Here is a 22,634-nt window from a genome sequence, read left to right as displayed (position 1 = left end):
ACTGCCGAGTTTACGTGGTGTTTGACCCAGGCGCGTCAATAGGTCTATAGCTCTGACATGAACGAATGCAGTGTACCAAACGCGTCCAAGCGCGCACAGATCATCGAAGCTGCGGTGGCCGAGTTTCAGGAAAAGGGCTTTGCCGCATCCAGTATGGATCGCATCTCGGCGCGGGCCGAGGTGTCCAAGCGTACGCTGTATAAGTACTTCGAAAGTAAAGAAAACCTCTTCCGCTCGATTGTGATCGAACTGTCGAGTCGGTTTGCCGAAGTTTTGGAGATCCGATACGAAAAAGGACGTTGCGTTCGCGAGCAATTGACAGAGCTGGCCTGGGCCGAGGGTCGTATTCTCATGCTGCCCGATGTCATTGCGATGTCGCGTATGGTCATAAGCGAGACCCTGCGCAATCCCGTGTTAGCGGCCGAGGCACAGGGCAAGTTGGACAAGACCGCCACTTTTATCGACATGCTGCGCGATGCGTCTGAAGATGGTCAATTGCAGATCGGAAACCCCGAACAGGCCGGGCGTGAATTCATTGGTTTGATCAAGGCCCGCGCGTTCTGGCCCATGCTGTTCACGGGCCAAGTTCTCAGCCGATCAGAAATGGCAGAGACGATTGAAAACAGCGTCGAGATGATGATCAGCCGATATGATGCCAAAACCGAGAAAGCTGGCGTGTGAATTCGTCGGGTCACCAGTGGGAAGGGCGGGTTAGATTATGTTAGTCCTCTCCGGCCCGATTCGGATCACCGATCTTTCGAGACAGGCAAATAGGACCGCAAACCCCTGTGCGACGGAGTCGTTTTTGTGACTGGCAAGGCGAACAAAGCAGCGCGTTTAAGCGTGGCACCCATGATGGATTGGACGGATCACCACTGCCGGTACCTGCATCGGCTGCTGAGCTCGGAAGCGCTGCTGTATACCGAGATGGTAACTGCTCCGGCCTTGGTCCGTGGCGGGGCCTTGCATTTGTTGGAGTACAATGATGCTGAGCACCCGGTTGCCTTGCAGCTTGGGGGATCGGATCCGGAAGAACTTGCGCAAGCGGCACAGCTTGGGGCGGATGCGGGATATGATGAGATCAATCTGAATTGTGGCTGCCCGTCGGACCGGGTTCAGTCGGGTACATTTGGTGCCGTGTTGATGAAAGACCCGGCACGGGTCGCGGAATGTGTCGCGACGATGTGCGAAGCGGTGGACGTGGACGTGACCGTAAAGTGCCGGATTGGTGTTGACGAGCAGGAACCGAAGGACATTTTACCCGTGTTTCTAGAACAAATCCGCGCAGCTGGGTGTCAGCGCGTCACGATTCATGCGCGCAAGGCTTGGCTTAAGGGCCTCAGCCCGAAGGAAAACCGGGACATTCCGCCTTTGGACTACGATCTGGTCCACCAGATGAAAACTGATTTTCCAGATCTGCACATTTCCCTAAATGGGGGCGTCACGTCATTGGATGAGGCACAGGCGCATTTGGATGCGGGTCTAGATGGCGTGATGATCGGACGAGCGGCGTATCATCAGCCAACAGATATCTTGTCCGAGGCGGACACACGCATTTTCCAGACCGGAACTGCCCGTGATCCGATTGCCATTGTTCGACAAATGGTTCCTTATGTCGAACGGCATATTGCCAATGGCGGGCGACTGCACCAAATCACACGTCACATGCTTGGGCTGTTTGCTGGACGGCCCGGCGCGCGGGCTTGGCGGCGGGCCTTGTCTGAAGGGGCGGTGCATGACGGGGCGGGGCCCGAGGTTATGTTGCAGGCGCTGGACCGTGTGGCACCTTTGGCTGAGGTTTGATCGACGGAAACTCCGGTTCAATGCCGGACTGGGGGAATGATGCCCGAGACGATGTTGCTGGCCCAGATGTTGGGCCTTTTGCTTGTGATCGGGGCGCTGGCCGGCGTGCTGGCCGGACTTTTGGGGGTCGGCGGCGGTATCGTTCTGGTGCCCGCCTTTTTTTATACGTTTCAGACGCTTGGATACGGCGGCCCGCAACTGATGCAATTGTGCCTGGCCACCTCACTTGCCACCATTATCGTCACATCGATCCGATCCGTACTGGCCCATAACAAAAAGGGCGCCGTGGATTGGGATATCCTGCGTGGCTGGGGGCCCGGTATTGCAATTGGAGCCATCTTTGGCGTTTTGGCTGCCTCTGCGCTGCGAACCGAAGCGCTGCAGGCGTTGTTTGGTGTTTTGGGTATGGTGATTGGTGCTTATCTGGGGCTTGGCCGCTCGAAATGGCGGCTGGGCGATGCTATGCCAAAAGGGTTCAGGCGCGCTGCGCTGTCGCCATCGGTTGGGTTTCTATCCGTCCTGATGGGGATCGGGGGTGGCAGTTTTGGCGTCCCGTTGATGAGCCTATACAACACCCCCATTCACAGGGCGGTGGCGACGGCGGCCGGGTTTGGTGTGATCATCGCGGTGCCGTCTGTTTTCGGTTTTCTGTTTCTGGACATCAACGCGGACCATCGACCACCCTGGACCATCGGAGCAGTTAACCTTGTCGCCTTTGGAATCGTCGTGGCGATGACAATGATCACAGCGCCCTGGGGGGTCAAACTGGCCCATGCGATGGACCCAAAACCGTTGAAACGTGTATTCGCGGTGTTCCTGACTCTGGTAGCATTAAACATGTTACGCAAGGCATTGGGGTGGTGAGAGATTTCTGGTCCAAGGGCTGGCTGAAATTTCCCTATGATCCAGCAGTGGCAGAGTGGGTCGGCCATGCTCTGCCTGTGGCCCGCGCATCCGTCACTGATCCAGCATTTGCCGAATGGATGGATTGTGAAGGCACCTGGTTTGTAGGGGTGGACGCCCTGCCCAACGATGCCGAGGGCAAGGTGGCGCGGTCCCAGCCATTGTCTGGCCTGGCCATGGACTTCCTAACTGATCAATATGGCGGTTTGCCTTTGCACAAAGGGCAGGTCTCGGTCATCTATCCCGGCTACCCGCGTCCGCGCAGGGGCGAAAGCGAAGCGGCGGGTCGGTATCGCCGAAACCGCGATGCGGCGCATGTGGACGGATTGCGCCCGATGGGGCCGGATCGGCGTCGCAGGGTCGACGAACCCCATGCCTGGATTCTGGGTATTCCGCTAACCGAAACAAGCGAGGACGCCGCGCCGATGGTCTTGTGGGAGGGGAGCCATATCCTCATCCGCGACGCGTTTGAACGTGCTCTTTCAGATCACCCGCACGACACCCTGCACGAGGTAGACATCACCGATATCTATCAGGTTGCACGGCGTGAAGTATTTGAAACCTGTCGCCGGATCGAATTGCCCGCCAAACCCGGCGAGGCATATCTGTTGCATCGCCACTGCCTGCACGGGGTGGCACCATGGGGGGCGGACGCAGCTGCGGGCCCTGATGGACGGATGATCGCCTATTTCCGCCCGGAGTTTACCGGGGGTGTAGCCGAATGGATCAAACTCCCCTAACGTTTTGTCATTCATAGATATTGAGGGATTTGACCCATGATTACGGTTCACACAAATTCTGATGGCGCACTGATCGAAGTTGAACTGTCCGGAGAAGTCACCAGCGCGGACTACACCAACACTCTGGTTCCTGCGATCGAGGCGGCCTTGGCGGAACATGATGCGGTGCGTTTGCTGGCAATCGTCCAGCCAGAATTCAAAGGCTACGATCTGGGTGCGGCGTGGTCGGATACCAAGCTGGGCCTAAGCCATTGGCGTGGATTCGAACGGATTGCTGTTGTGGCGGATCAGGGGTGGGTGCAGACGAGTATTCGTCTTGCCGCTCCGATCCTGCCTTGTCCGGTTCAGGTATTCGAAATGGCAGAACTGGAAGCCGCCCGCCGCTGGATGCGCGAGTCACTCGGGTCAATTCACGTTACCGATCTGGGTGGCCCCTGTGTTCAGGTGAGCCTGTTGGGCAAGCTTGATCCCGAGGACTACAAACAAACCGAAAAGGATTTGGATGCCCTGTTGCAGGACCGGCAGGGCTTTCGCCTGTTGATTGATCTGAGAGAATTTGACGGCTGGCAGGGGCTTTCGGCTCTTGCGGCTCATTTCAGGTTGGCCAGCCGGCATATCGGGATGCTGGACCGCGCAGCCATTGTCGGAGACAAATCCTGGCAACACATGGCGCAAAGAGTGGCCAGTCATGTGTTGGGAACCCGGACGCAGTTTTTTGCGTCTGAAGACTATGAAAACGCCAAAAGTTGGTTGGCTACCGGGTAACCTTTTGTCGGGGTCAAAGCTGGTCGAGTGTTTTTCTGGAACGCGAATCGAATCGCGCGATTTTTGACACCAAACCTTCGATGCATGGATGTCTTGTAAATCACTCTGGGACTTCACGGCGAATTTTTTGTTGCTGACGCTACGGAAGGTGTGGGTTTTTGAGTTTTTTTCTTGATTGACTAGTCAAGGAAGTAAAATAACAAAAACATTCCCTCAAAACCAACGGGAATTCTAACAACTCGCATTGCGTCGCTGTGGGTCGCCACTCACTCAACCGTTGTTCTCGGGCTCTTTTCTCCCCCCTCAGAGTTCAGACCAGATCTACAGCGACGCAGGACAAACCAAGCCAAGGTGCTGAAATGCAGGTTAAGTCGTTTGTAAAGAACATGTTCCAGGGGCGCAGTTTGACCTTGTCCATACCCGGTGACCTACGTTCTGGGCCCGAGGCGCATGTTCAGACGCCAACCACAAATCAGTCCGAGATTATCGAGCTGTTTCGGTCCGAGTTGAGGGGCAAGCAATTTGTGTCCAACACGGATGTTTGCCAAGTTCAAGCGGCGAAAAATTCCCCAAAATAGCCGATCAGGGCAAAGGTCTTACGACTTGCTCAACCTCGCCGCGCGTCCGCCGCGCCGCTTGCTCAGCCGCGGTTTGCGCTCTGGTAGGTCCGCCATCACCTCGGCTCGCTCGGTGCTGTCCATTTTGGACCATCTGGAGATTTCGTCGATGGTCCGATAGCAGCCTGTGCATATCTTCTCGGTCGGATGGACGACGCAGATCTGGATGCAAGGGCTTTCGACCTCGTTCCGTTTCCAAACCATATTCGTCATTCGTGGTCTCCGACCGTTACAAAAAGCGCATCCTGTCGAGCGCCCCCTGCAAGATATAACCAGCAGCGACGTGGTCGATAACCTGTCCGCGACGTTTTCGTGTCGTATCCGCCTCAAGCAGTGCCTTTTCTGCCGCAACCGTGCTGAGCCTTTCGTCCCAGAACCCTATGGGCAGCGCAGTCAGCCGGGATAGATTACGGGCAAAAGCACGGGTGGACTGGCAGCGCGGCCCTTCGGTACCATCCATATTCTTGGGAAGACCCAACAGGACGCCGCCAATTTCACGGTTCTCGACAAGTTCCAGCAAACGGGCGGAATCCAGCGTGAACTTCTTGCGCCTCACCGTTTCCAAAGGACTGGCCACCGTACGCATTCGGTCCGAGACTGCGACACCGATGGTCTTTTCCCCCAAGTCCAGACCCATCAGTGCAGACATCGGGGAAAGGGCCGCAGCAAAGGCTTCAAATTCGTCGTGAATCATTGCGCAATCCCAGCCTGAAGTGCTGCTGCATCGATCATCTCAAGCGCGGCGTCGTCGCCAGCAAAGACGGTCATGGCTTCGTCGCGGATGTCGATGGCGCGTTGGGCCTGACCCATCACACCAAGAGCCGCAATCAGTCGAGCCCATTCCTCGGGTGATCCACCTTCGGTAGCCAGCCGGTCTGACAGTTGGTTCACCATACCTTGAATCATCTCTTGCCGCTCTTCCGGGGTCAACTCGGCTGCCGCCGCGACTTCGCCCTGACTTGGGCCAGGTTGGCCTGTCGCACCACTCAGGTTTGGTGCGTTGAAGACACCGGCACGGAAAGCCAGCTCGTCAATCTGTCGGCGAATGGCGTCCGCCCATGGCGCGCCAGGTGGAGCATCCTGTACGGTTTCTACCCAAACGCGGTAAGCAATATCCGGTCGCCCAACTTGCGCCAACATCTGTCCCCAATAATACCGGGCCGGACCATGCCGGGGATCACGTTTAAGCGCTTGATCCAGGGCCTGTTCGGCCTCGGGCGAAACATATCCGCCTGCCGCCAGGATCATCATTTCGGCAAGGTCCGAGTAAGCGTCCGCTGTGACCGCCTCGCCGGATAACTCCACCACGTTTTTCTGGGCCGTGTATCCGGCCATGAAATTACCTGCGTTGGTTTCGTGCTGAGCCAGCAGCATATGGCCCTGCAGATCGTCAGGGCGTGCAGCAACCGTTTCGCGCAATTGTTTGAGAAGATTGGCGTAGCTGTCTTCCAACTGGCGCGGCACGGGCGGAGTCACCAATTCCTCAGCCGCAGCTTGAGACGGACGATTGGCACGGACTTCTTTGGCCATTTCGACCCGGGCAGCCAGAGGCATGTCCGGAAGGCCAACAGCGCCCATCCGATGGTACATCGCCGTGGCGCCACCGATCAGAACCAGCGCAAGACACGCAATTGCAACGACCGATACCGATCGCGCAGGTCCGCCGCTTCTACCTTCCTGTTTCATCTGCGCGTCAGCAGCCAGAATGCGACGCGAGATTTCGGTACGCACTCGATCAGCATCCGCCTCACCAATCACGCCGCGGGTCAGGTCGCGATCAACGCTCGCAAGCTGCTCACGATAAACCCGCAGGTCGTAGGCGGCCGCAGGCTCATCGCTGCGACGGTTGCGCAACAGTGTGTAGCTTAGGAATGCTGCGATCAGCAGTGCGACAAGAAATATCAGAACCCAGAACGTCATGGCCCCTCCGAAGTGGCTGCTCTGACTTAGACCCGCAGGCCGTCCGACAAAAGGGACAAATGGCCGCGAATAGTGCACATGTCGCAATAGTGCGATATTGCGGCGTTGCACGGCAGGGGTAAACTGTCGGTACGCGGCATATCTGCGCCCAATCACCGAACCGGATGGATTCGCATATGAAACACTATTCAGCCTTTGCTGTGGCGCGGGAAGCTCTGCGCTATCACACCGGATGGGAGCGCGCCTGGCGTTCGCCCGAGCCAAAGAAGCGTTATGACGTCATCATCGTCGGTGCTGGCGGACATGGTCTTGCGACTGCGTATTACCTGGGTAAGAACTACGGAATCCAAAACATTGCGGTGATCGAAAAAGGCTGGCTGGGTGGTGGCAACACCGGGCGTAACACCACCATCATCCGGTCGAACTATCTGCAGGACCCATCGGCGGCATTGTATGAAAAAGCGCGCGGCCTGTACGAAGACTTAAGCCAGGACCTGAATTACAACGTCATGTTCAGCCCACGTGGCGTCATGATGCTGGCCCAGACCCAGCACGAGATTCGTGGCTATCAGCGCACCGCGCATGCCAACGCACTACAAGGCGTCAAGACTGAGTGGATCACACCCGAGCGTGTCAAGGAACTGGTGCCGATCATCAACCTTGACGGTCCACGCTATCCCGTTCTGGGTGCGTTGTGGCAGGACCGCGGTGGCACCGCCCGGCACGACGCCGTGGCTTGGGGCTATGCCCGTGCGTGTTCAGCCATGGGTATGGACATTATCCAGCAATGCGAAGTGACCGGCGTTCGGTCCGAAAATGGCCGTGTTGTTGGCGTCGACACCACAAAAGGCGCCATCGATTGTGACAAACTGGGCATGATCGTCGCAGGTCATTCCGGTCAACTGGCTGAAATGGCAGGCTTCCGTCTGCCGCTCGAAGCGATTTCGCTGCAAGCGCTCGTGTCCGAGCCGATTAAGCCCTGCATGGATGTCGTCGTGATGGCCAACACTGTGCACGGCTACATGTCGCAATCCGACAAGGGCGAGATAGTGATCGGCGGAGGGACTGACGGGTACAACAACTATACCCAACGCGGATCTTTCCATCACATCGAAGAAACCGTGCGCGCACTGGTCGAGACATTCCCGATGGTCTCGCGCCTGAAGATGCTGCGCCAGTGGGGCGGGATCGTGGATATGACCGGCGACCGGTCCCCGATCCTGTCGAAAACACCTTTGGGCGGGTGCTTTATCAACTGCGGCTGGGGCACTGGTGGCTTCAAGGCCATCCCGGGTTCCGGCTGGGGCATGGCGCAACTGATGGCCACGGGCCATTCGCCGCTGACCGAAGCGTTTACGCTCGACCGGTTCAAAGAGGGCCGCTTTATCGACGAAAGCGTTGCCGCTGGGGTGGCGCACTGATGGACGCGTATTCTGTCGAGCGCACTAAGAACCCAGCTGCCTCACTAAGAGTCTCGCGGGTAGTCGCCCTTGTTGATCGCCTTGCTGTGATCATAGCCGACGTTCGGAGCGTGGGGGCGGTGTGTCTGTTGCAGTTTTTGAGATTGTCGCCCGCGAGAGCGGCTTCTGACCAGCAGCCAAACCACACCAACCAACGCACCGATTCCGGCCAAAAGCGTTATCAAAGGTCCCCTACCCATGCCCGCAATCTGGGCGTGTGGTCTCTAATTTACAAGCGAGGAGTGGCGTCATGCTGATCCTGAATTGCCCCTGTTGCGGCGTCGATGCCGAAGAAACTGAACTGGCCGCGGGTGGCGAGGCGCATCTGAAGCGCTTTGGCCCGGGCTCGTCGGAAGACGAGTTCCACGACTATCTTTTCATGCGCGAAAACCCCAAAGGCGTTCATTTCGAACGCTGGCGTCACGCAAATGGCTGCGGCAAGTGGTTCCATGCCGCACGTTGCACGCAGACTCTCGAAGTGTTCGGCACCTATTCCGCCCAGACCACCGAGCCGCCTCAAGAGATCAAGGATGCCATCACAGCCAAGCGCCCGGGCTGGGCGTGGAGAGGGCTCACCTGATGCTTCATCTTTTCAAAAATACTCCCGCCGGAGGCTCCGAAGCCTCCATCTGCGAAAGGTCCGCATCATGAGCACCCGTCTCGCAAATCAAGGCCGGTTGATCGACCGGTCCAAAAAGGTCACCTTTACCTTCAACGGCACCTCTATGCAGGGGTACGAGGGTGACACGCTTGCCTCGGCCTTGCTGGCCAATGACCAGATGATGATGGGCCGGTCTTTCAAATACCACCGCCCGCGTGGCGTGGTCGCCAGCGGTGCGGAAGAGCCAAACGCGCTTGTCGGTCTGGGGCAGGGCAGCCGGTTCGAGCCGAACCAACGTGCCACAACGACCGAACTGTTCAATGGTCTGACTTCCGTGTCGCAGAACCACTGGCCGAACCTGGAGTTCGACATCGGTTCTGTGAATACCTATCTGTCCCGGTTCCTGCCGGCGGGTTTCTACTACAAGATGTTCATCCATCCCAAGCCGTTCTGGAAGCATGTGTACGAACCCTTCATTCGGCAATCGGCCGGTCTTGGCAAAGCTCCGGACAAGGAAACCAAAGACGCCGACACCTATGAACACTTCTACGCCTTCACCGATGTTCTGGTAATCGGCGGCGGTGTTGCAGGGCTGCAGGCCGCCAAAGCAGCGGCGCTATCCGGCGCCAAGGTCCTGTTGATCGAGCAGAGCGCTCATTGGGGCGGTCGCGCTCCGGTTGATGGCGGCGCGATCAATGATGAGCCTGTGGATAAGTTCGTGGAACAATTGGTTTCCGAATTGGAAACAATGAACAACGTTACAATGCGCGCGCGCTGCATGGGGGCAGGCGTCTATGACCACGGCTACGTGCTGGGTTATGAGCGTCTGAACGACCACAAACCGGGCATCCAAGGCCCCCGTCACCGCCTATGGCGCATCCGGGCCAAGCAAGTTGTGACAGCGACAGGTGCGATTGAACGTCCGTTGTCATTTGCTGGCAACGATGTTCCGGGGGTGATGCTGGCATCAGCCATGCGGGATTACGCGGTGAACTGGGGTGTGGCGCCGGGCGAGCGGGTGATTGTGGCGACAAACAATGACGACGCTTATCGCACCGCGATCATCCTGAAGCAGGCAGGTGTTGATGTTCTGCGGGTTGTTGACGCGCGAGCTGCGGCGGGTCCGCTGGCCGAGGAAGCGCGTCAGCTTGGCATCCGAGTAGATCCGGGCAAAGCGATCGCCAAAGTCAAAGGCGGTAAACGCGTCAAGAAAGTCGCGATTTGCAATCAGGAAGGTGTTGGCGGCGCCCGTGAAGAGGTGGAATGCGATGCCGTTGCTATGTCGGGCGGTTGGTCTCCGGTCGTGCACATGTGGTCCCACTGCGGCGGCAAGCTGATTTGGGATGACGCAAACGCTCATTTCCGTCCTGACCCCAAACGCCCGCCGTTGGGCGCGGATGGCGAAGGATTTGTTGTCGCCGCTGGCGCGTCGAACGGACCGCTGGCGCTGGGTGAAGTGCTGACTGACGCGCATGCGGCAGGTAAGGCAGCCGCTAAAGCTGCGGGCTTTAAGCCCAAGAATACCAAGGCGCCCGTTGGCGAGTCGACGAACGAAGCGCCGATGGAAGCGGTCTGGTTGATGCCCGCGAATGCTGAAATCCAACTGCGCATGAAGTCCTGGCTGGACTTTCAGAACGACGTCAAAGTGTCTGACGTTCAACTGGCGGCACGCGAAGGATACGAAAGCGTTGAGCACACCAAACGGTACACCACGCTGGGAATGGCGACTGATCAAGGTAAGTTGAGCAACATCAACGGTTTGGCTATCCTTGCTGACTCGCTGAATTCGGAAATCCCGAAGGTGGGGACCACCACCTTCCGTCCGCCCTATACCCCCATTTCGATGGGTTCAATCGGCGGTGAGGCACGCGGTGATACGTTCCAACCCATCCGCCAAACACCGATGCACAACTGGCACGACCAGAACGGTGCGGATTGGGAACCGGTCGGTCATTGGCGCCGCACATATGCTTATGTTCGCCCCGGTGAGTCCGTGCATGACGCGGTCAATCGCGAGGTCAAGAACACCCGAGAAAATCTCGGCCTTCTGGATGCATCGACACTGGGAAAACTGATCGTCAAAGGCCCCGATGCAGGCAAGTTCCTGGACATGATGTACACCAACATGATGTCCACGCTGAAGGTCGGAAAATGTCGCTATGGCCTGATGTGTTCCGAAAACGGCTTCCTGATCGATGATGGCGTTGTCGCCCGGATCGATGAAGACACATGGCTGTGCCACACCACCACCGGCGGCGCGGAACGCATCCATGGTCACATGGAAGAATGGCTGCAGACCGAATGGTGGGACTGGAAAGTCTATGTCGCCAACGTGACCGAGCAATACGCGCAGGTCGCCGTGGTCGGCCCGAATGCCCGCAAAGTGCTGGAAAAGCTGGGCGGCATGGATGTCAGCAAAGAAGCGCTGCCGTTCATGGAGTGGCGCGATGGCAAGATCGGCGCGTTCGATTGCCGTGCCTATCGCATCTCGTTCTCGGGCGAATTGTCATATGAGATCGCAGTACCGGCGTCTCAGGGGCAAGCCTTCTGGGATGCTCTGATGGAGGCAGGCAAAGAGTTCGGTGCAATGCCTTACGGCACCGAATGTCTGCACATCCTGCGGGCCGAGAAGGGCTTTATCATGATTGGCGATGAGACTGACGGCACCGTGATCCCACAGGATCTGGGGCTGCACTGGGCGTTGTCGAAAAAGAAAGAAGACTACCTTGGCAAACGCGCCCATTCGCGTAGCCACATGGCCGATCCCGAACGCTGGAAACTGGTCGGACTTGAGACTGTGGATGGTTCTGTCATCCCAGATGGTGCATATGCGGTGGGCGAGGGCGTCAACGCCAACGGTCAGCGCAACATGATCGGGCGTGTGACGTCGACCTATTACTCGGCCAATCTGGGCAAAGGCATCGCCATGGGGCTGATCAAGCACGGGCCCGATCGCATGGGCGAGATTGTCGAGTTCCCGGGCACGGACGGCATAACCTATAAGGCAAAGATCGTAGATCCGATCTTCTTCGACAAGGACGGGGAGAAGCAGAATGTCTGAACCCATCAGTGCACTGAACCACGTCAGTTATGACGGCATCGCCCGGGTCGAGGAATGTGGCCTGCAGGGTATGATTACATTGCGTGGCAACCTGTCCGACAAGGTTCTAATCAAGGCCGTGAAGGACGCAACCGGTCAGAAAATGCCGGACCAGCGGGGGGCCAATGTCGACGGAGATACCGGCGTCTGCTGGATGTCATCGGATGAACTGCTTGTCCTTATTCCTTATGCGGAGGTCGAGGCCAAATTGGCGGCAATGAACAACGCCCTCAGCGGCGTTCACGCTTTGGCGGTCAACGTCTCGGATGCGCGCGCGGTCTTCCGGATATCGGGCGCAAGCGGGCGCGAGGTTCTGGGGAAACTGGCTCCGGTCGAATTGTCGGCTGAGGCCTTCCAGCCCGGTCAAATCCGCCGCTCGCGCCTTGCACAAGTTGCCGGTGCCTTCTGGATGGACGATGCCGAAACGTTCCGCGTGGTCTGTTTTCGCTCAACTGCGGATTATGTGTTTAACCTGCTCAAGATCGCGGCACAGCCAGGCAGTGAGGTTGGGGTTTACTAGGCACTCCAGAAACATTCACTGATCGAATTGTGGTCGCCTTACTACACTAGGGCGGCCATTTTCTTTTGGTGTTGCGGCTTCGCCAAGAAAACACCTAGAAGTTTAGCACATCGACATCGGGACAGGTTTTAGTACCTAAGGCTCTCGCCCCAACGTAAAGCGAACAACTAACCAAAGAATATGGATTAACCTATTGTTAAGATATTCTTTTTGCAAAGAAGAATGAGACTTTTCTGCTAACCTGATTGACTTTCTCACAACAATTTCAAAGAAAAATGACCAGAATACTACTTGCTTGCTTGATAGCCCTGTATGCTCAAACTTCACCTTTGGTTGCAGAGACTTACACAGAGACATTTGAATGTACGTTTGGCAAAGGGGTCCGAAACCGCCCAACGCCAACGCGTGTTCTGTTTTCGATCGACGAATTTGGTCGTTCGGCTTTATTGCACAACGTTGAAATTCCAAAGATCGACACCGTGAAGGGGTCGGGTCAGATAACACGGAATAGCATTCGCCGGTTGTCGATCGCTTGGAGCGGGAGAGAGTACATCTTTTCTGCAAGTGGAAGAAGTGTTGCATCCAACGAAACCCGGCCGCGAGCTGTAGATCTGCGAGATGTCGAGTTCACGATTTTTCTCGACCGCCGCACAATGAAGGCCAGCGTGCGGTCCAACGCGCTTAGGTTAAATGTTTCGCGGGATGGCCATGCCAAAGGCAAATGCCTGCTTGTCACCGCGCCAAAGTAAACTAAACGGAGCTTCAAATTTGAAAACTAAGATAATCACCTTGGCGTTGAGCCTTTTGGTCACGCCCACAGCCGGAATTGCCGAAACCTTTAAAGAAAGTTTCGAGTGTCATTTTGGACGTGGGCTCGCAAATCGCCCGACACCAAGCCACCTGGTTTTTTCGGTAGATGAATTTGGCCGCTCGGCACTCATCCATGAGGTGGATATTCCCGACATCAACACTCACTCCGGACCCGGCCGGGTCAAGCGTGACAGTATCCGGCGTCTTTCGATTGGATGGGTCGGTGAGAACTACGTTTATTCTGCAAGCGGACGCAGCATTGCGTCGAACGAGTCTGTTATTGATGCCATTGACCTGAAAACTCAGGAATTCTCAGTCTTTTTGGACCGTAAAACAATGAAAGCTACAGCTCGGTCGTCATCACCCAGTGCCTATTTACCGCGGGACGGGTACGCCACCGGAAAATGCGTAGCGGTCGCAACACCAAAGTAAAATTCATAAGCATTTTGAGGGGTATTAAATCATGAAGTTTACTACCATAGCACTGGCAGCAGGGTTGTTTGCCGGGGCTTCCCATGCCGAAGTCGTAACCTACGATTGTAGCTTGCATAACCTTGAGCAGGGTTGGATTTCTGAACGGGTCCTCCTAAGCGTGGATGCTGAAAACAAGCGCGCCCGAGCGTACGATGTCTATATCCACGAACTGGATGGGCAGCCGAAGGACGTCAAATTGAAAACGACCCGCAAGGGTGAGTATAGAATGACGTGGAAAATGAACATTCCTATGAGCACAGGCGGGACTGCCTATGTCAGCTATACAGCGACATTGAATCCGAAAACGCAAAAGCTGAACTTACTGGCACGGTTCCCGCAGGTGAATGCCACCAACCGTCCACGGGGAAGCGGGCCTTGTAAAGTGCAGCAGGGGGAGTCGCTCTACGGCTCTTAAGGTTTGCGCGATTTAGCCTCTCGTGCTGCCTATTGCAGCTATTGAGCTCCGGTACTACCGGAGCTCAATTTACTTTTCGACGCGACAAGTGCCAACGCCATAAGGTTTGTTTGAGGCGTTTGTGCTGACAAACGCCATTCTGACGGTCACACTGTTCTTGGTGGGGTTGAGATTGGCTTGGTATCGAACACGCAGGTTACCGCCCGCAGAGGCTGTCATTGTTCGGTTCCAGGACAGGCGATAGCCTTTGGCTCCGCGATCTTTGAACCGTGTGGCAAGCCACTCGGGATTGATTGCAACCTGCGCGGCTTTGTTTTCTGCATCCACGCGAAATGCGTACTCTGGCGCAATCCAGCCGCGGCTGTCCTGTTTGGTCATTGTACAAACGTAAGTCTTTGTTTCAGCGAAAGCACTTTGAGCAAACACGGTGGCTAAGAAAGCTAAGGTAAGATGTTTCATTTGTTCCGTTATTCATTGACTTGGCGCACGAAGTTGATCAATCCAGCCGCGTAATTGCAACAGCAAAAACCCGCTCTGCGATAAAATGTTCGACGCCTAGTCACCCGTGCAACACAATCGTCCGGTATCGAGTCAGAGCCTCTGGATCAAACAGGGTTTCGATCTGAATGGGTAGCAGCTTTTCCGTGCTGATGTTGGGGTAGAAACTCAGTTGTTCCAGCAGAGTTTCGGTGCGTTCCAGCCGGTCTTGTTCATCCAACAGGGGCGAGTGCAAAGACAGATAAAGGGTCGGGCGTTGCCGCTGCAGCCATGGCAAAAGTGTTGGCAGCACAAAGAACTCAGCCCCTTCGATATCCATCTTAACCAGCGAAACAGCGGACAGATCATTAGCTGCTTCGAATTGGTCCCATGCAATTGTCAACGCATCGCTGCCGTGAGCGCCGTCATGGAGCAGTGAACTGGTCGAATCCCCCGGCTCCCCACGGACCGAAGCCATGCGTGCCACCCCGAACTTATCTGACAAGGCGACACCAAAGGCCGAGACGTTGTGGATGTCGTTCAGGTCCAGATTCCACGCCAAATGCCGGAATGCTGTCGGGTCGGGTTCGAAACACCAGACGTGCCGGGCTTTGCGGGCTCCATACAGCACCGTTGGGCCGATCCATGCACCTATGTCTAGATAGTCGCTGGTCGGGGACAGATACCTGTCCAGCAGGGAAAAGGTCTCTGGTTCCCAATCGCCAGCGGCCGCCTTGCGCCAGAATTTCGAATGATACGGATCCAGACGAAACGGTTCGCCGTTCAGGGTGCCCGCATAATATCCGCGAGCGCGGTAGAACATCTTGCGCGCCTGTGTAAGCATTGCCGCCTCCGGGTTTTCTTGTCTCAGCCCTTGACCTGCGGCGGTTGCCAAAGCATTTAACCTTTGGAACCGCAACTTACATTTACAGGGGGCCGACATGGCTTTTGAACTTCCTGATCTTCCTTATGCACATGACGCGCTGGCAGCCAAGGGTATGTCCGCGGAAACGCTGGAATATCACCACGATCTGCACCACAAGGCCTATGTCGACAACGGCAACAAGCTGATCGCAGGCACCGAGTGGGACGGTAAATCGCTGGAAGACATCATTGTCGGCACCTACGACAAGTCCGCCGTGGCGCAAAATGGCATCTTCAACAACATCAGCCAACTGTGGAACCACAACCAGTTCTGGGAAATGATGGGCCCCGACGGCTACGCCATGCCCGGTGAACTGGAAAAGGCTCTCACCGAAAGCTTCGGTTCGGTTGACGAATTCAAGTCGCAGTTCAGTGCGGCTGGCGCCGGTCAGTTCGGATCTGGCTGGGCATGGTTGGTCAAGAACGCCGACGGCTCTCTGGCTGTGACCAAAACCGAGAACGGCGTGAACCCGCTGTGCTTTGGCCAGACCGCGCTGCTTGGCTGTGACGTGTGGGAGCACTCTTACTACATCGATTTCCGCAACAAGCGTCCGGTTTACCTGTCGAACTTCCTCGACAAACTGGTGAACTGGGAAAACGTCGCCTCGCGGATGTGATCCATTGACCCGACGAGGGTTTATCAAGGGCCTGCTGGCGGTGACGCTGGCAGGCCTTTTTGCGTCCCTTTATGGGTTTTTCATTGAACCAGCCTTGCGGTTGCGCGTGCGAAAATGGCGGGTGAAGCGCTCGGACTGGGCCGCAGCACCTGTGCGTATCGCGGTTCTGGCCGATTTGCATGTGGGCGAGCCCCATGTCGGGTTGCGGAGAATCCAGCAAATTGTGCGGCGCACCAATGCGTTGTCACCCGACCTCGTATTGTTGTTGGGGGACTATGCCGCGGGTCATAAGATGGTGTCCCATGCGGTGCCAATTGCCGATCTGGCCCCAGTCCTGGCCGGACTGCAAGCGAAACATGGTGTCTATGCCGTGTTGGGTAACCACGATTGGTGGGACGACCAAAGCGCACAAAGGCGCGGTGGCGGCCCTAACATCTATGCACAGGCGTTAGAACAGAACGGAATACCGGTGCTGTCCAACGCGGCAATCAAGTTGGAAACGTTGGGAATCTGGTTGGCCGGGCTGGAGGATCAGCTTGCCCTGAAACGGGGTGGTGGGCAGTTTCAGGGATTGGATGATCTTCCCACAACGCTTGCGCATGTCACCGATGAGGCACCGATTGTGATGATGGCACACGAACCGGATATCTTTCCTACGGTGCCCGATCGCGTGGCGCTGACGCTGTCAGGGCACACACATGGCGGTCAGGTTCGTTTGTTTGGCTGGTCGCCTGTTGTGCCTTCGCGGTTCGGTAATCGGTATGCCTATGGCCATGTTCGCGAAGGTGGGCGCGATCTGGTGATCTCTGGCGGAATAGGATGTTCAATTCTGCCGGTCCGCTTCGGCGTTGTTCCGGAAATCACGGTGATTGACGTGTCTGCATAGATCGGTGCTTTTCGTCGGTGGAAAGCTGCCGACCTGTCAAGAATCGGCCTGCGGACCCATTGTAAGAACGCCCACATTACATAGCTATATTGTGTGGGAGGAGAGAACCGCCAATCACATAAAACAGTCGAGCAGCGCGCCAAAAACCATAGGCGCGCGACGGATTAACTGCGCTTGGCAGTCGAGGGATGCCCACATATCAGCCATATCAGGAGATCAATATGGTCGCACTTGCACAGGGAACATGGGTTATCATTGCAGACGGAGAAAAGGCGCTGTTTATGGAAAACATAACGGATGCCGAAGATCCCAATCTGGTTGTTGTTTCAGTTGAAGAACAGGACAAACCGATATCCAGACCATCAGACCGTGCAGGTCGACGCAACGATGGTGGGCCAAAACAGAAGTCAGCGATTGAAGAAGCGACCTGGAAAGACCATGCCAAATCCTTGTTCGTGCAGGATCTGGCCGATCTGTTGAACCGCAAAGGGTTGAAGGGCGCGTATAAACGCTTAGTTCTCGTGGCCAGTCCTCAGGTTTTGGGTCTGCTCAGACGCCGCCTGCACAGCGAAGTCCTGACCAAAGTTGTGGCTGAAGTGGACAAGACCCTGACCAATCACCCGCTTCACAAAGTCGAACAAGTTCTTAGGAACAGTCTGCAACCGGCTAGACGACCAGTCTGATCTTTCGAACGGGCGGTTCGGGCCGCCCGTTTTCATCGCAGTATCAGCCCAGCTTTTCCCGTAAGACCGACATCGCCGCTTCAGCGTCATCGACCCAGGATACGAAGTCGGCCAGTGAGGCATCCGCAAATCCCTGGCCAATCACTTGATCCAGAAGCGCATGCAGCGCGTTCCAATATCCACCCACGTTCACAATCAGAATGGGTTTGTCGTGCAGACCCAACTGCCGCCATGTCAGCGCCTCGAACAGCTCGTCCAACGAGCCGGTGCCACCGGGCAGGACAACAACAGCATCGGCATTCATGATCATGACTTTTTTGCGCTCGTGCATCGTCTCGGTGATCACGAAGTGTGTCAGGTCTGTTTTACCGACTTCCCGTCGGACCAGGTGAACGGGAATGACGCCAAATGTTTCACCGCCAGCAGATTGCGCCGCACGGGCAACTTCGCCCATCAAGCCAACATCTCCGGCACCGTAGACCAGCCTCCAGCCTTCGTGGGCCAAAAGCGTTCCGAATTGCTGGGCGGCTTCGGAATAGGCGTTATTCGCGCCATTGCGTGACCCGCAATACACACAGACGGATTTCTGAGACATCAAAGGGGCTCTCCGGGGTTGTGTCAGAAGTTTTGACCCGTGATAGCGGGATTGATAGATTGGCTCAACTGTCCGCCGGAACGCTTTGTAACTCAAGATGTTCGCAGCGCGGAGCGAAAGGGAAAGAATGGACGCCAAATCGGGAAACGGAAACTCGGGCAACTTCATCTGGGGTGTCATTGCCGGTCTCATCGCGATTCTGGGCGCGGGTGGGTTGTATCTGTCGGGTGCTTTTACCAGCGCGCCAGAGCCGAAAGACGCACCGCAGGAACAAACCGCGTCCGCACCTGCGCCGGAAACCGAACAGCTGGAACAGAGCTCTGCCCCCACTGAGGGTGGCGAGGGTGCGTCGGAAACGGCGGAACAGACTGCAGAAACACCGGCCGGACAGCCAGCAGTTGAACGCGGAGAAGAGGTCACCGACACCGGGTCCGAAACTGCGTCAGCCGACGGCACTGAGGAGGGGGCGACCGCACCGACTACGACGCCACCGGTTTTGGACCAGATCTTCGTTGAAACGGATGGCAATGCGCTGTTGTCCGGCTCGGCGGAACCCGGCAGCGAAATACAGGTTCTGTTGAACGGAGAACCGGTTCATGAGTTCACCGCAGACAGCAGCGGGAAGTTTGCTGAGTTTGTCTCAATCCCGTTTAGCGATGACGCTCAGGGTTTGGTGTTGCAAACAACCCAAGGCGATCAGACGGCGCGATCGGATGACTATCTGATCGCAGCGCTGCCTGAACCTGCCGAGGAACAGGTCGCCAGCGCAGAAACCTCCGCTCAGCCCGAGGTGGGGCCGACTGAAACGCCTGAACAGCCAACGACCGCCGGTGCTGCAGAAACCACAGATCAATCCGAAGACGTCACTGAGACCGCGAGCACCGAAGCGCCATCTGCAGAGCCTGGGGAAGATACCAGCAAGGACCAGCAGGTTGCCGTCCTGCGCTCGGGCGAGGAGGGGGTCGAACTGGTGCAATCACCTTCAAGGCAAGACACAGATCCTGAGCAAGTGGCGTTGGACACAATCGGGTATTCCGACACGGGCGACGTTCAACTGACCGGTCGCGTACAGGATGGGTCTGCCGTGCGGCTCTATCTGAACAACGAACTTGTGGCCGATCTGGCGCCTGAAGAAGACGGCAATTGGCGCGGCGAACTCGAAGGCATTGACCCGGGTGTCTATACGTTGCGGGTGGATGAGGTGTCATCAGACGGCACTGTGCTCAGCCGCGTTGAAACCCCGTTCAAGCGCGAACCGGTTGAGGTGTTGCAGTCCGCCGAGGCCGAAGATCAACCGCAGGCCTCCGACGAAACACCGTCGATCCGATCAGTGACCGTGCAAAAGGGTGACACGCTTTGGGCCATCTCGCGTGATCGGTTTGGGGATGGCGTTTTGTACGTGAAGCTGTTTGATGCCAACCGCGAGTTGATCCGTGACCCGGATCTGATCTATCCCGGGCAGGTCTTTACCATCCCCCAGTAAGAATTGCCTCTGGCCTATAGCGGGCCCGGGGTCTATCTCTGACCGTGGACAAGGCACGTGATGAGACGGAACACCTATGCAATCGGATGACGATACCGACGAACGCCAGTCTGGCTGGCGTACAATCCGAAAGGTTGCGCCGTATCTGTGGCCCGATGATGAGCCCTGGGTGAAGCGCCGGGTGATGATCGCGATGGCTATGCTGGTCTTGGCCAAGCTGATCGCGGTTTACACTCCGATTCTTTACAAAGGCGCGGTTGACGGGCTTGCGGGTGAAGGTGTTCCGCCCCTGGCACTGGGCGCAGTCGGGTTGACTGTCGCCTATGGTGTGGCCCGGCTGATGACCGTTGGCTTTCAACAGTTGCGGGATGCCGCTTTTGCCCCAGTGGGTCAGCGTGCTTTGCGGGCGCTGGCGCTTGAGACATTCGGACATATTCATCAACTGTCGATGCGCTATCACGTCACGCGGCGCACAGGTGGTCTGAGCCGTATCATCGAGCGCGGCGTCAAAGGCGTAGAGTTTTTGCTGCGGTTCTTGCTGTTCTCGATTGGACCACTGATCCTGGAGCTGCTGTTGGTCGGTATTATCCTGATGTGGCTGTTCGACGTCTGGTATCTGGTCGTCGTGGCCGTCACGATCGCATTCTACATCTGGTTTACATTTGCGGTGACCGAATGGCGCGTGAAGCTGCGGCGCGAGATGAACGACCAGGACACCGAGGCCAATCAACGTGCCATTGACAGTCTTCTGAATTTCGAAACCGTCAAGTATTTCAACGCCGAAGCGCGCGAAGCTGAACGATATGACGTATCGATGAAAGCCTACGCTGGCGCGGCGTTGAAAACAGCGTATTCATTGGCCTTCTTGAATTTCGGCCAGTCCTTCCTGATCACCTGTGGTCTGATCGGTGTGATGGTTCTGGCAGCAATGGGAGTGCAAAGCGGGTCACTCACCGTTGGCGATTTCGTAATGGTCAACGCCTACATGATTCAGATCACCGTACCGCTGAACTTTCTGGGCACGGTGTATCGCGAGATCCGTCAATCGCTGGTCGATATGGGCCAGATGTTTGATCTGCTGGGGCAACCCGCCGAGGTGACCGACAAGCGGGATGCAACGCGTCTGCAGGTCAATGGCGGTGAGGTTACGCTGGACAATGTTCATTTCGGCTACGACCCGGATAGGGAGATTCTCAAAGGGGTATCGCTGTCCGTTCCGGCTGGTCAAACCGTGGCCATTGTTGGTGCCACCGGATCGGGAAAATCCACAATTGGGCGGTTGTTGTTTCGGTTCTATGACGTCACTGGCGGTGCTTTGAAGATCGACGGACAGGACGTGCGGGACGTGACGCAAAACAGCTTACACGCGGCGATTGGTGTCGTGCCGCAGGACACGGTGCTGTTCAATGACACGATCCGCTACAATATCGCCTATGGACGGGATGGCGCGACGCAAGACGATGTCGAAGACGCGGCCAGGGCGGCCCAGATCCATGATTTCATCGCGACGTTGCCAGAGGGCTATGACACTAAAGTGGGCGAACGTGGTCTGAAACTGTCGGGTGGCGAAAAGCAGCGCGTGGGCATTGCGCGGACACTTCTCAAAAACCCGCCAATCCTGCTGTTGGATGAGGCGACCTCGGCCCTAGATACCGATACGGAACAGGACATCAAAGATGCCCTGGCGCGCGCGGGCGTGGGGCGAACCGTGATCACCATTGCCCATCGCCTTAGCACCATTGCCGAGGCGGACCGGATCGTGGTGCTGGAAAGCGGTGAGATTATCGAACAAGGCACCCATGATGAACTGCTCATGCGCGAAGGCCGTTATGCTCAGCTGTGGAACCGGCAGCAATCGGATACTCAGGCGGCCTGATCGCAATTTTCTAAGACAAAACACCGATATGTGGAGGCATTTGAATGCGTAGCACTTTGTTGAAGGCCCTCGGACCTGCCATGGCGGTTTTGCTGTTTCCCGCTATGGCTATGGCTGATCCGATTGTTGGGGTTTGGAAGACAGAACCCGATCGCAAGAACTTGATCTCTCATATCAAGATCACGGCTTGCGGAGAGAATTTTTGCGGAAACATCCAGTCCGCCTATGACGCCGCTGGAAAAGAAGTTCAAACACCGAACATCGGTAAGAAACTGTTCTGGGATGTAGCTAGCGAAGGCGATGGCAAATACGGCGGAGGGGAATTCTGGGTCCCTTTGATCGATGTCGATGCTGTCCCTCAGATGACCTTGCAGGGGGATCAACTGCTGGTCAAAGGGTGCGAGCATTTGGTGTGTGCTCATCAGACTTGGACCCGCCTATAGATGGCAAACAAGAAAGGGCCGGAAAACCCGCCAGCCCATGCGACAAATGTCGAAAAAATGCTGTTCCGCACCATGTATTGGCAGGCCAGTACTCCGTAGTTTCAGTAACTGGGAGGATGAAAATGGGTATCCTCGGAAAAGATCATCTCGAAGAATTCATCGAGAGACTACCCGTTAATGTCCAATAAAGACATTCGCCTGAAGTGGATTGATTTCTGCTTTGCGGACAAGGACGAAACCGCTCTCGCGGTATTGGCGCTTGTGGCGAGTGATGCACACTAAATGGACGCTACGATTTTGTAGATGGGCGCGCCTGTCTGACGATTGGGACCTTCTCAATCTGATGACAGGAGGTTCCGATGACGGACCAGTATGTGCCTGCGCTGCGCCAGCGTTTTCTCGAAGACATGCGGATCAAGGGGCTGCAGCCCAAGACGCAGACGATGTACCTGCGGGCGATGCGCGACTTCACGCGGTTTCTCGGGCACTCGCCGGACACAGCGACACCGGAAGAGCTCAGGG

At 56.5% G+C, this 22,634-nt stretch carries 24 protein-coding genes; 18 read left to right on the top strand and 6 right to left on the bottom strand.

Annotated elements, in window-relative coordinates; genetic code table 11:
* Nucleotides 1-57 precede the first annotated feature (57 nt).
* The 5 genes from D9K61_RS10460 (at nt 58) to D9K61_RS10440 (ending at nt 4,211) form a co-directional block, all read left to right on the top strand.
* Nucleotides 58-681 (top strand): TetR/AcrR family transcriptional regulator, encoded by a 624-nt coding sequence (locus D9K61_RS10460; protein ID WP_120633198.1) that lies wholly within the window; start codon nt 58-60, stop codon nt 679-681.
* Between the two features lie 126 nt (nt 682-807).
* Nucleotides 808-1,803: a tRNA dihydrouridine(20/20a) synthase DusA gene (gene dusA / locus D9K61_RS10455; RefSeq protein WP_120633197.1), complete on the top strand. Its 996-nt coding sequence runs from the start codon at nt 808-810 to the stop codon at nt 1,801-1,803.
* A gap of 39 nt (nt 1,804-1,842) precedes the next feature.
* Nucleotides 1,843-2,667, top strand: a complete 825-nt coding sequence (locus D9K61_RS10450; protein WP_120633248.1) for a sulfite exporter TauE/SafE family protein — start codon at nt 1,843-1,845, stop codon at nt 2,665-2,667.
* Entirely contained in the window at nt 2,661-3,446 is a 786-nt protein-coding gene (locus tag D9K61_RS10445) for a hypothetical protein (RefSeq protein WP_120633196.1), read from the top strand. The genes D9K61_RS10450 and D9K61_RS10445 overlap by 7 nt, the downstream gene beginning before the upstream one ends.
* Nucleotides 3,447-3,482: 36 nt before the next feature.
* Entirely contained in the window at nt 3,483-4,211 is a 729-nt protein-coding gene (locus D9K61_RS10440) for an STAS/SEC14 domain-containing protein (RefSeq protein WP_120633195.1), read from the top strand.
* Between the two features lie 596 nt (nt 4,212-4,807).
* Here the strand turns inward: D9K61_RS10440 and D9K61_RS10430 are convergent.
* The 3 genes from D9K61_RS10430 to ccmI are packed head-to-tail and all read right to left on the bottom strand — an operon-like array spanning nt 4,808 to nt 6,748.
* Nucleotides 4,808-5,041, bottom strand: a complete 234-nt coding sequence (locus tag D9K61_RS10430) for a DUF1289 domain-containing protein (RefSeq protein ID WP_120633193.1) — start codon at nt 5,039-5,041, stop codon at nt 4,808-4,810.
* A 16-nt stretch (nt 5,042-5,057) separates the two neighbouring features.
* Entirely contained in the window at nt 5,058-5,522 is a 465-nt protein-coding gene (gene ruvX, locus D9K61_RS10425; RefSeq protein WP_120633192.1) for a Holliday junction resolvase RuvX, read from the bottom strand.
* Nucleotides 5,519-6,748, bottom strand: a complete 1,230-nt coding sequence (gene ccmI / locus D9K61_RS10420; RefSeq protein ID WP_120633191.1) for a c-type cytochrome biogenesis protein CcmI — start codon at nt 6,746-6,748, stop codon at nt 5,519-5,521. The genes ruvX and ccmI overlap by 4 nt, the downstream gene beginning before the upstream one ends.
* Nucleotides 6,749-6,924: 176 nt before the next feature.
* Between ccmI and D9K61_RS10415 the strand changes: the two genes are divergently transcribed.
* From D9K61_RS10415 to D9K61_RS10380, 6 genes are all read left to right on the top strand, one after another.
* Nucleotides 6,925-8,169, top strand: a complete 1,245-nt coding sequence (locus tag D9K61_RS10415) for a sarcosine oxidase subunit beta family protein (RefSeq protein ID WP_120633247.1) — start codon at nt 6,925-6,927, stop codon at nt 8,167-8,169.
* Nucleotides 8,170-8,458: 289 nt separating this feature from the next.
* Nucleotides 8,459-8,788: a sarcosine oxidase subunit delta gene (locus D9K61_RS10405; RefSeq protein WP_120633189.1), complete on the top strand. Its 330-nt coding sequence runs from the start codon at nt 8,459-8,461 to the stop codon at nt 8,786-8,788.
* A 67-nt stretch (nt 8,789-8,855) separates the two neighbouring features.
* Nucleotides 8,856-11,870: a sarcosine oxidase subunit alpha family protein gene (locus D9K61_RS10400; RefSeq protein ID WP_120633188.1), complete on the top strand. Its 3,015-nt coding sequence runs from the start codon at nt 8,856-8,858 to the stop codon at nt 11,868-11,870.
* On the top strand, nt 11,863-12,429 hold the full coding sequence (locus D9K61_RS10395) for a sarcosine oxidase subunit gamma (RefSeq protein ID WP_120633187.1): 567 nt from the start codon (nt 11,863-11,865) through the stop codon (nt 12,427-12,429). The genes D9K61_RS10400 and D9K61_RS10395 overlap by 8 nt, the downstream gene beginning before the upstream one ends.
* Nucleotides 12,430-13,131: 702 nt before the next feature.
* Complete coding sequence (locus D9K61_RS10385) at nt 13,132-13,671, top strand: hypothetical protein (protein WP_216825780.1); 540 nt, start codon at nt 13,132-13,134, stop codon at nt 13,669-13,671.
* A 31-nt stretch (nt 13,672-13,702) separates the two neighbouring features.
* Nucleotides 13,703-14,128, top strand: coding sequence for a hypothetical protein (locus D9K61_RS10380; protein WP_120633184.1), 426 nt, complete (start codon nt 13,703-13,705; stop codon nt 14,126-14,128).
* A 69-nt stretch (nt 14,129-14,197) separates the two neighbouring features.
* On the opposite strand, the gene D9K61_RS10375 is transcribed toward D9K61_RS10380, so the two are convergent.
* Together D9K61_RS10375 and D9K61_RS10370 are read right to left on the bottom strand one after the other, a co-directional pair.
* The gene (locus D9K61_RS10375) at nt 14,198-14,506 is read right to left on the bottom strand and encodes a hypothetical protein (RefSeq protein WP_120633183.1); all 309 of its coding nucleotides are present in this window, start codon (nt 14,504-14,506) and stop codon (nt 14,198-14,200) included.
* A 181-nt stretch (nt 14,507-14,687) separates the two neighbouring features.
* Entirely contained in the window at nt 14,688-15,449 is a 762-nt protein-coding gene (locus D9K61_RS10370; protein ID WP_120633246.1) for an FkbM family methyltransferase, read from the bottom strand.
* Between the two features lie 97 nt (nt 15,450-15,546).
* Between D9K61_RS10370 and D9K61_RS10365 the strand changes: the two genes are divergently transcribed.
* The 3 genes from D9K61_RS10365 to D9K61_RS10355 all read left to right on the top strand — a co-directional run bounded on the left by D9K61_RS10365 (nt 15,547) and on the right by D9K61_RS10355 (nt 17,715).
* Nucleotides 15,547-16,146: a superoxide dismutase gene (locus D9K61_RS10365; protein ID WP_120633182.1), complete on the top strand. Its 600-nt coding sequence runs from the start codon at nt 15,547-15,549 to the stop codon at nt 16,144-16,146.
* A 4-nt stretch (nt 16,147-16,150) separates the two neighbouring features.
* Nucleotides 16,151-17,032 carry a metallophosphoesterase gene (locus D9K61_RS10360; protein ID WP_120633181.1) on the top strand — a complete coding sequence of 294 codons (882 nt, stop codon included), beginning with the start codon at nt 16,151-16,153 and terminating at the stop codon, nt 17,030-17,032.
* A 221-nt stretch (nt 17,033-17,253) separates the two neighbouring features.
* On the top strand, nt 17,254-17,715 hold the full coding sequence (locus D9K61_RS10355) for a host attachment protein (RefSeq protein WP_120633245.1): 462 nt from the start codon (nt 17,254-17,256) through the stop codon (nt 17,713-17,715).
* A 43-nt stretch (nt 17,716-17,758) separates the two neighbouring features.
* Here D9K61_RS10355 and D9K61_RS10350 read toward each other — a convergent pair whose 3' ends face one another.
* Nucleotides 17,759-18,310: a TIGR00730 family Rossman fold protein gene (locus D9K61_RS10350; protein WP_120633180.1), complete on the bottom strand. Its 552-nt coding sequence runs from the start codon at nt 18,308-18,310 to the stop codon at nt 17,759-17,761.
* A gap of 127 nt (nt 18,311-18,437) precedes the next feature.
* Here D9K61_RS10350 and D9K61_RS10345 point away from each other — a divergent pair, with 127 nt between their 5' ends.
* The 4 genes from D9K61_RS10345 to D9K61_RS27685 form a co-directional block, all read left to right on the top strand.
* Entirely contained in the window at nt 18,438-19,793 is a 1,356-nt protein-coding gene (locus D9K61_RS10345; RefSeq protein ID WP_120633179.1) for a LysM peptidoglycan-binding domain-containing protein, read from the top strand.
* Nucleotides 19,794-19,869: 76 nt separating this feature from the next.
* Nucleotides 19,870-21,669, top strand: a complete 1,800-nt coding sequence (locus D9K61_RS10340) for an ABC transporter ATP-binding protein/permease (RefSeq protein ID WP_120633178.1) — start codon at nt 19,870-19,872, stop codon at nt 21,667-21,669.
* 44 nt (nt 21,670-21,713) lie between these two features.
* Nucleotides 21,714-22,112 carry a DUF2147 domain-containing protein gene (locus D9K61_RS10335; protein ID WP_120633177.1) on the top strand — a complete coding sequence of 133 codons (399 nt, stop codon included), beginning with the start codon at nt 21,714-21,716 and terminating at the stop codon, nt 22,110-22,112.
* 359 nt (nt 22,113-22,471) lie between these two features.
* Nucleotides 22,472-22,634: phage integrase N-terminal SAM-like domain-containing protein (locus D9K61_RS27685; RefSeq protein ID WP_174235092.1), on the top strand; the 163-nt coding region annotated here is incomplete at its 3' end.

Origin of the sequence: Ruegeria sp. EL01 (assembly GCF_900313035.1) — a bacterium.
In the GTDB taxonomy this organism is placed as follows: Bacteria; Pseudomonadota; Alphaproteobacteria; order Rhodobacterales; family Rhodobacteraceae; genus Ruegeria.
This window is presented reverse-complemented; position numbering and strand designations above follow the sequence as displayed.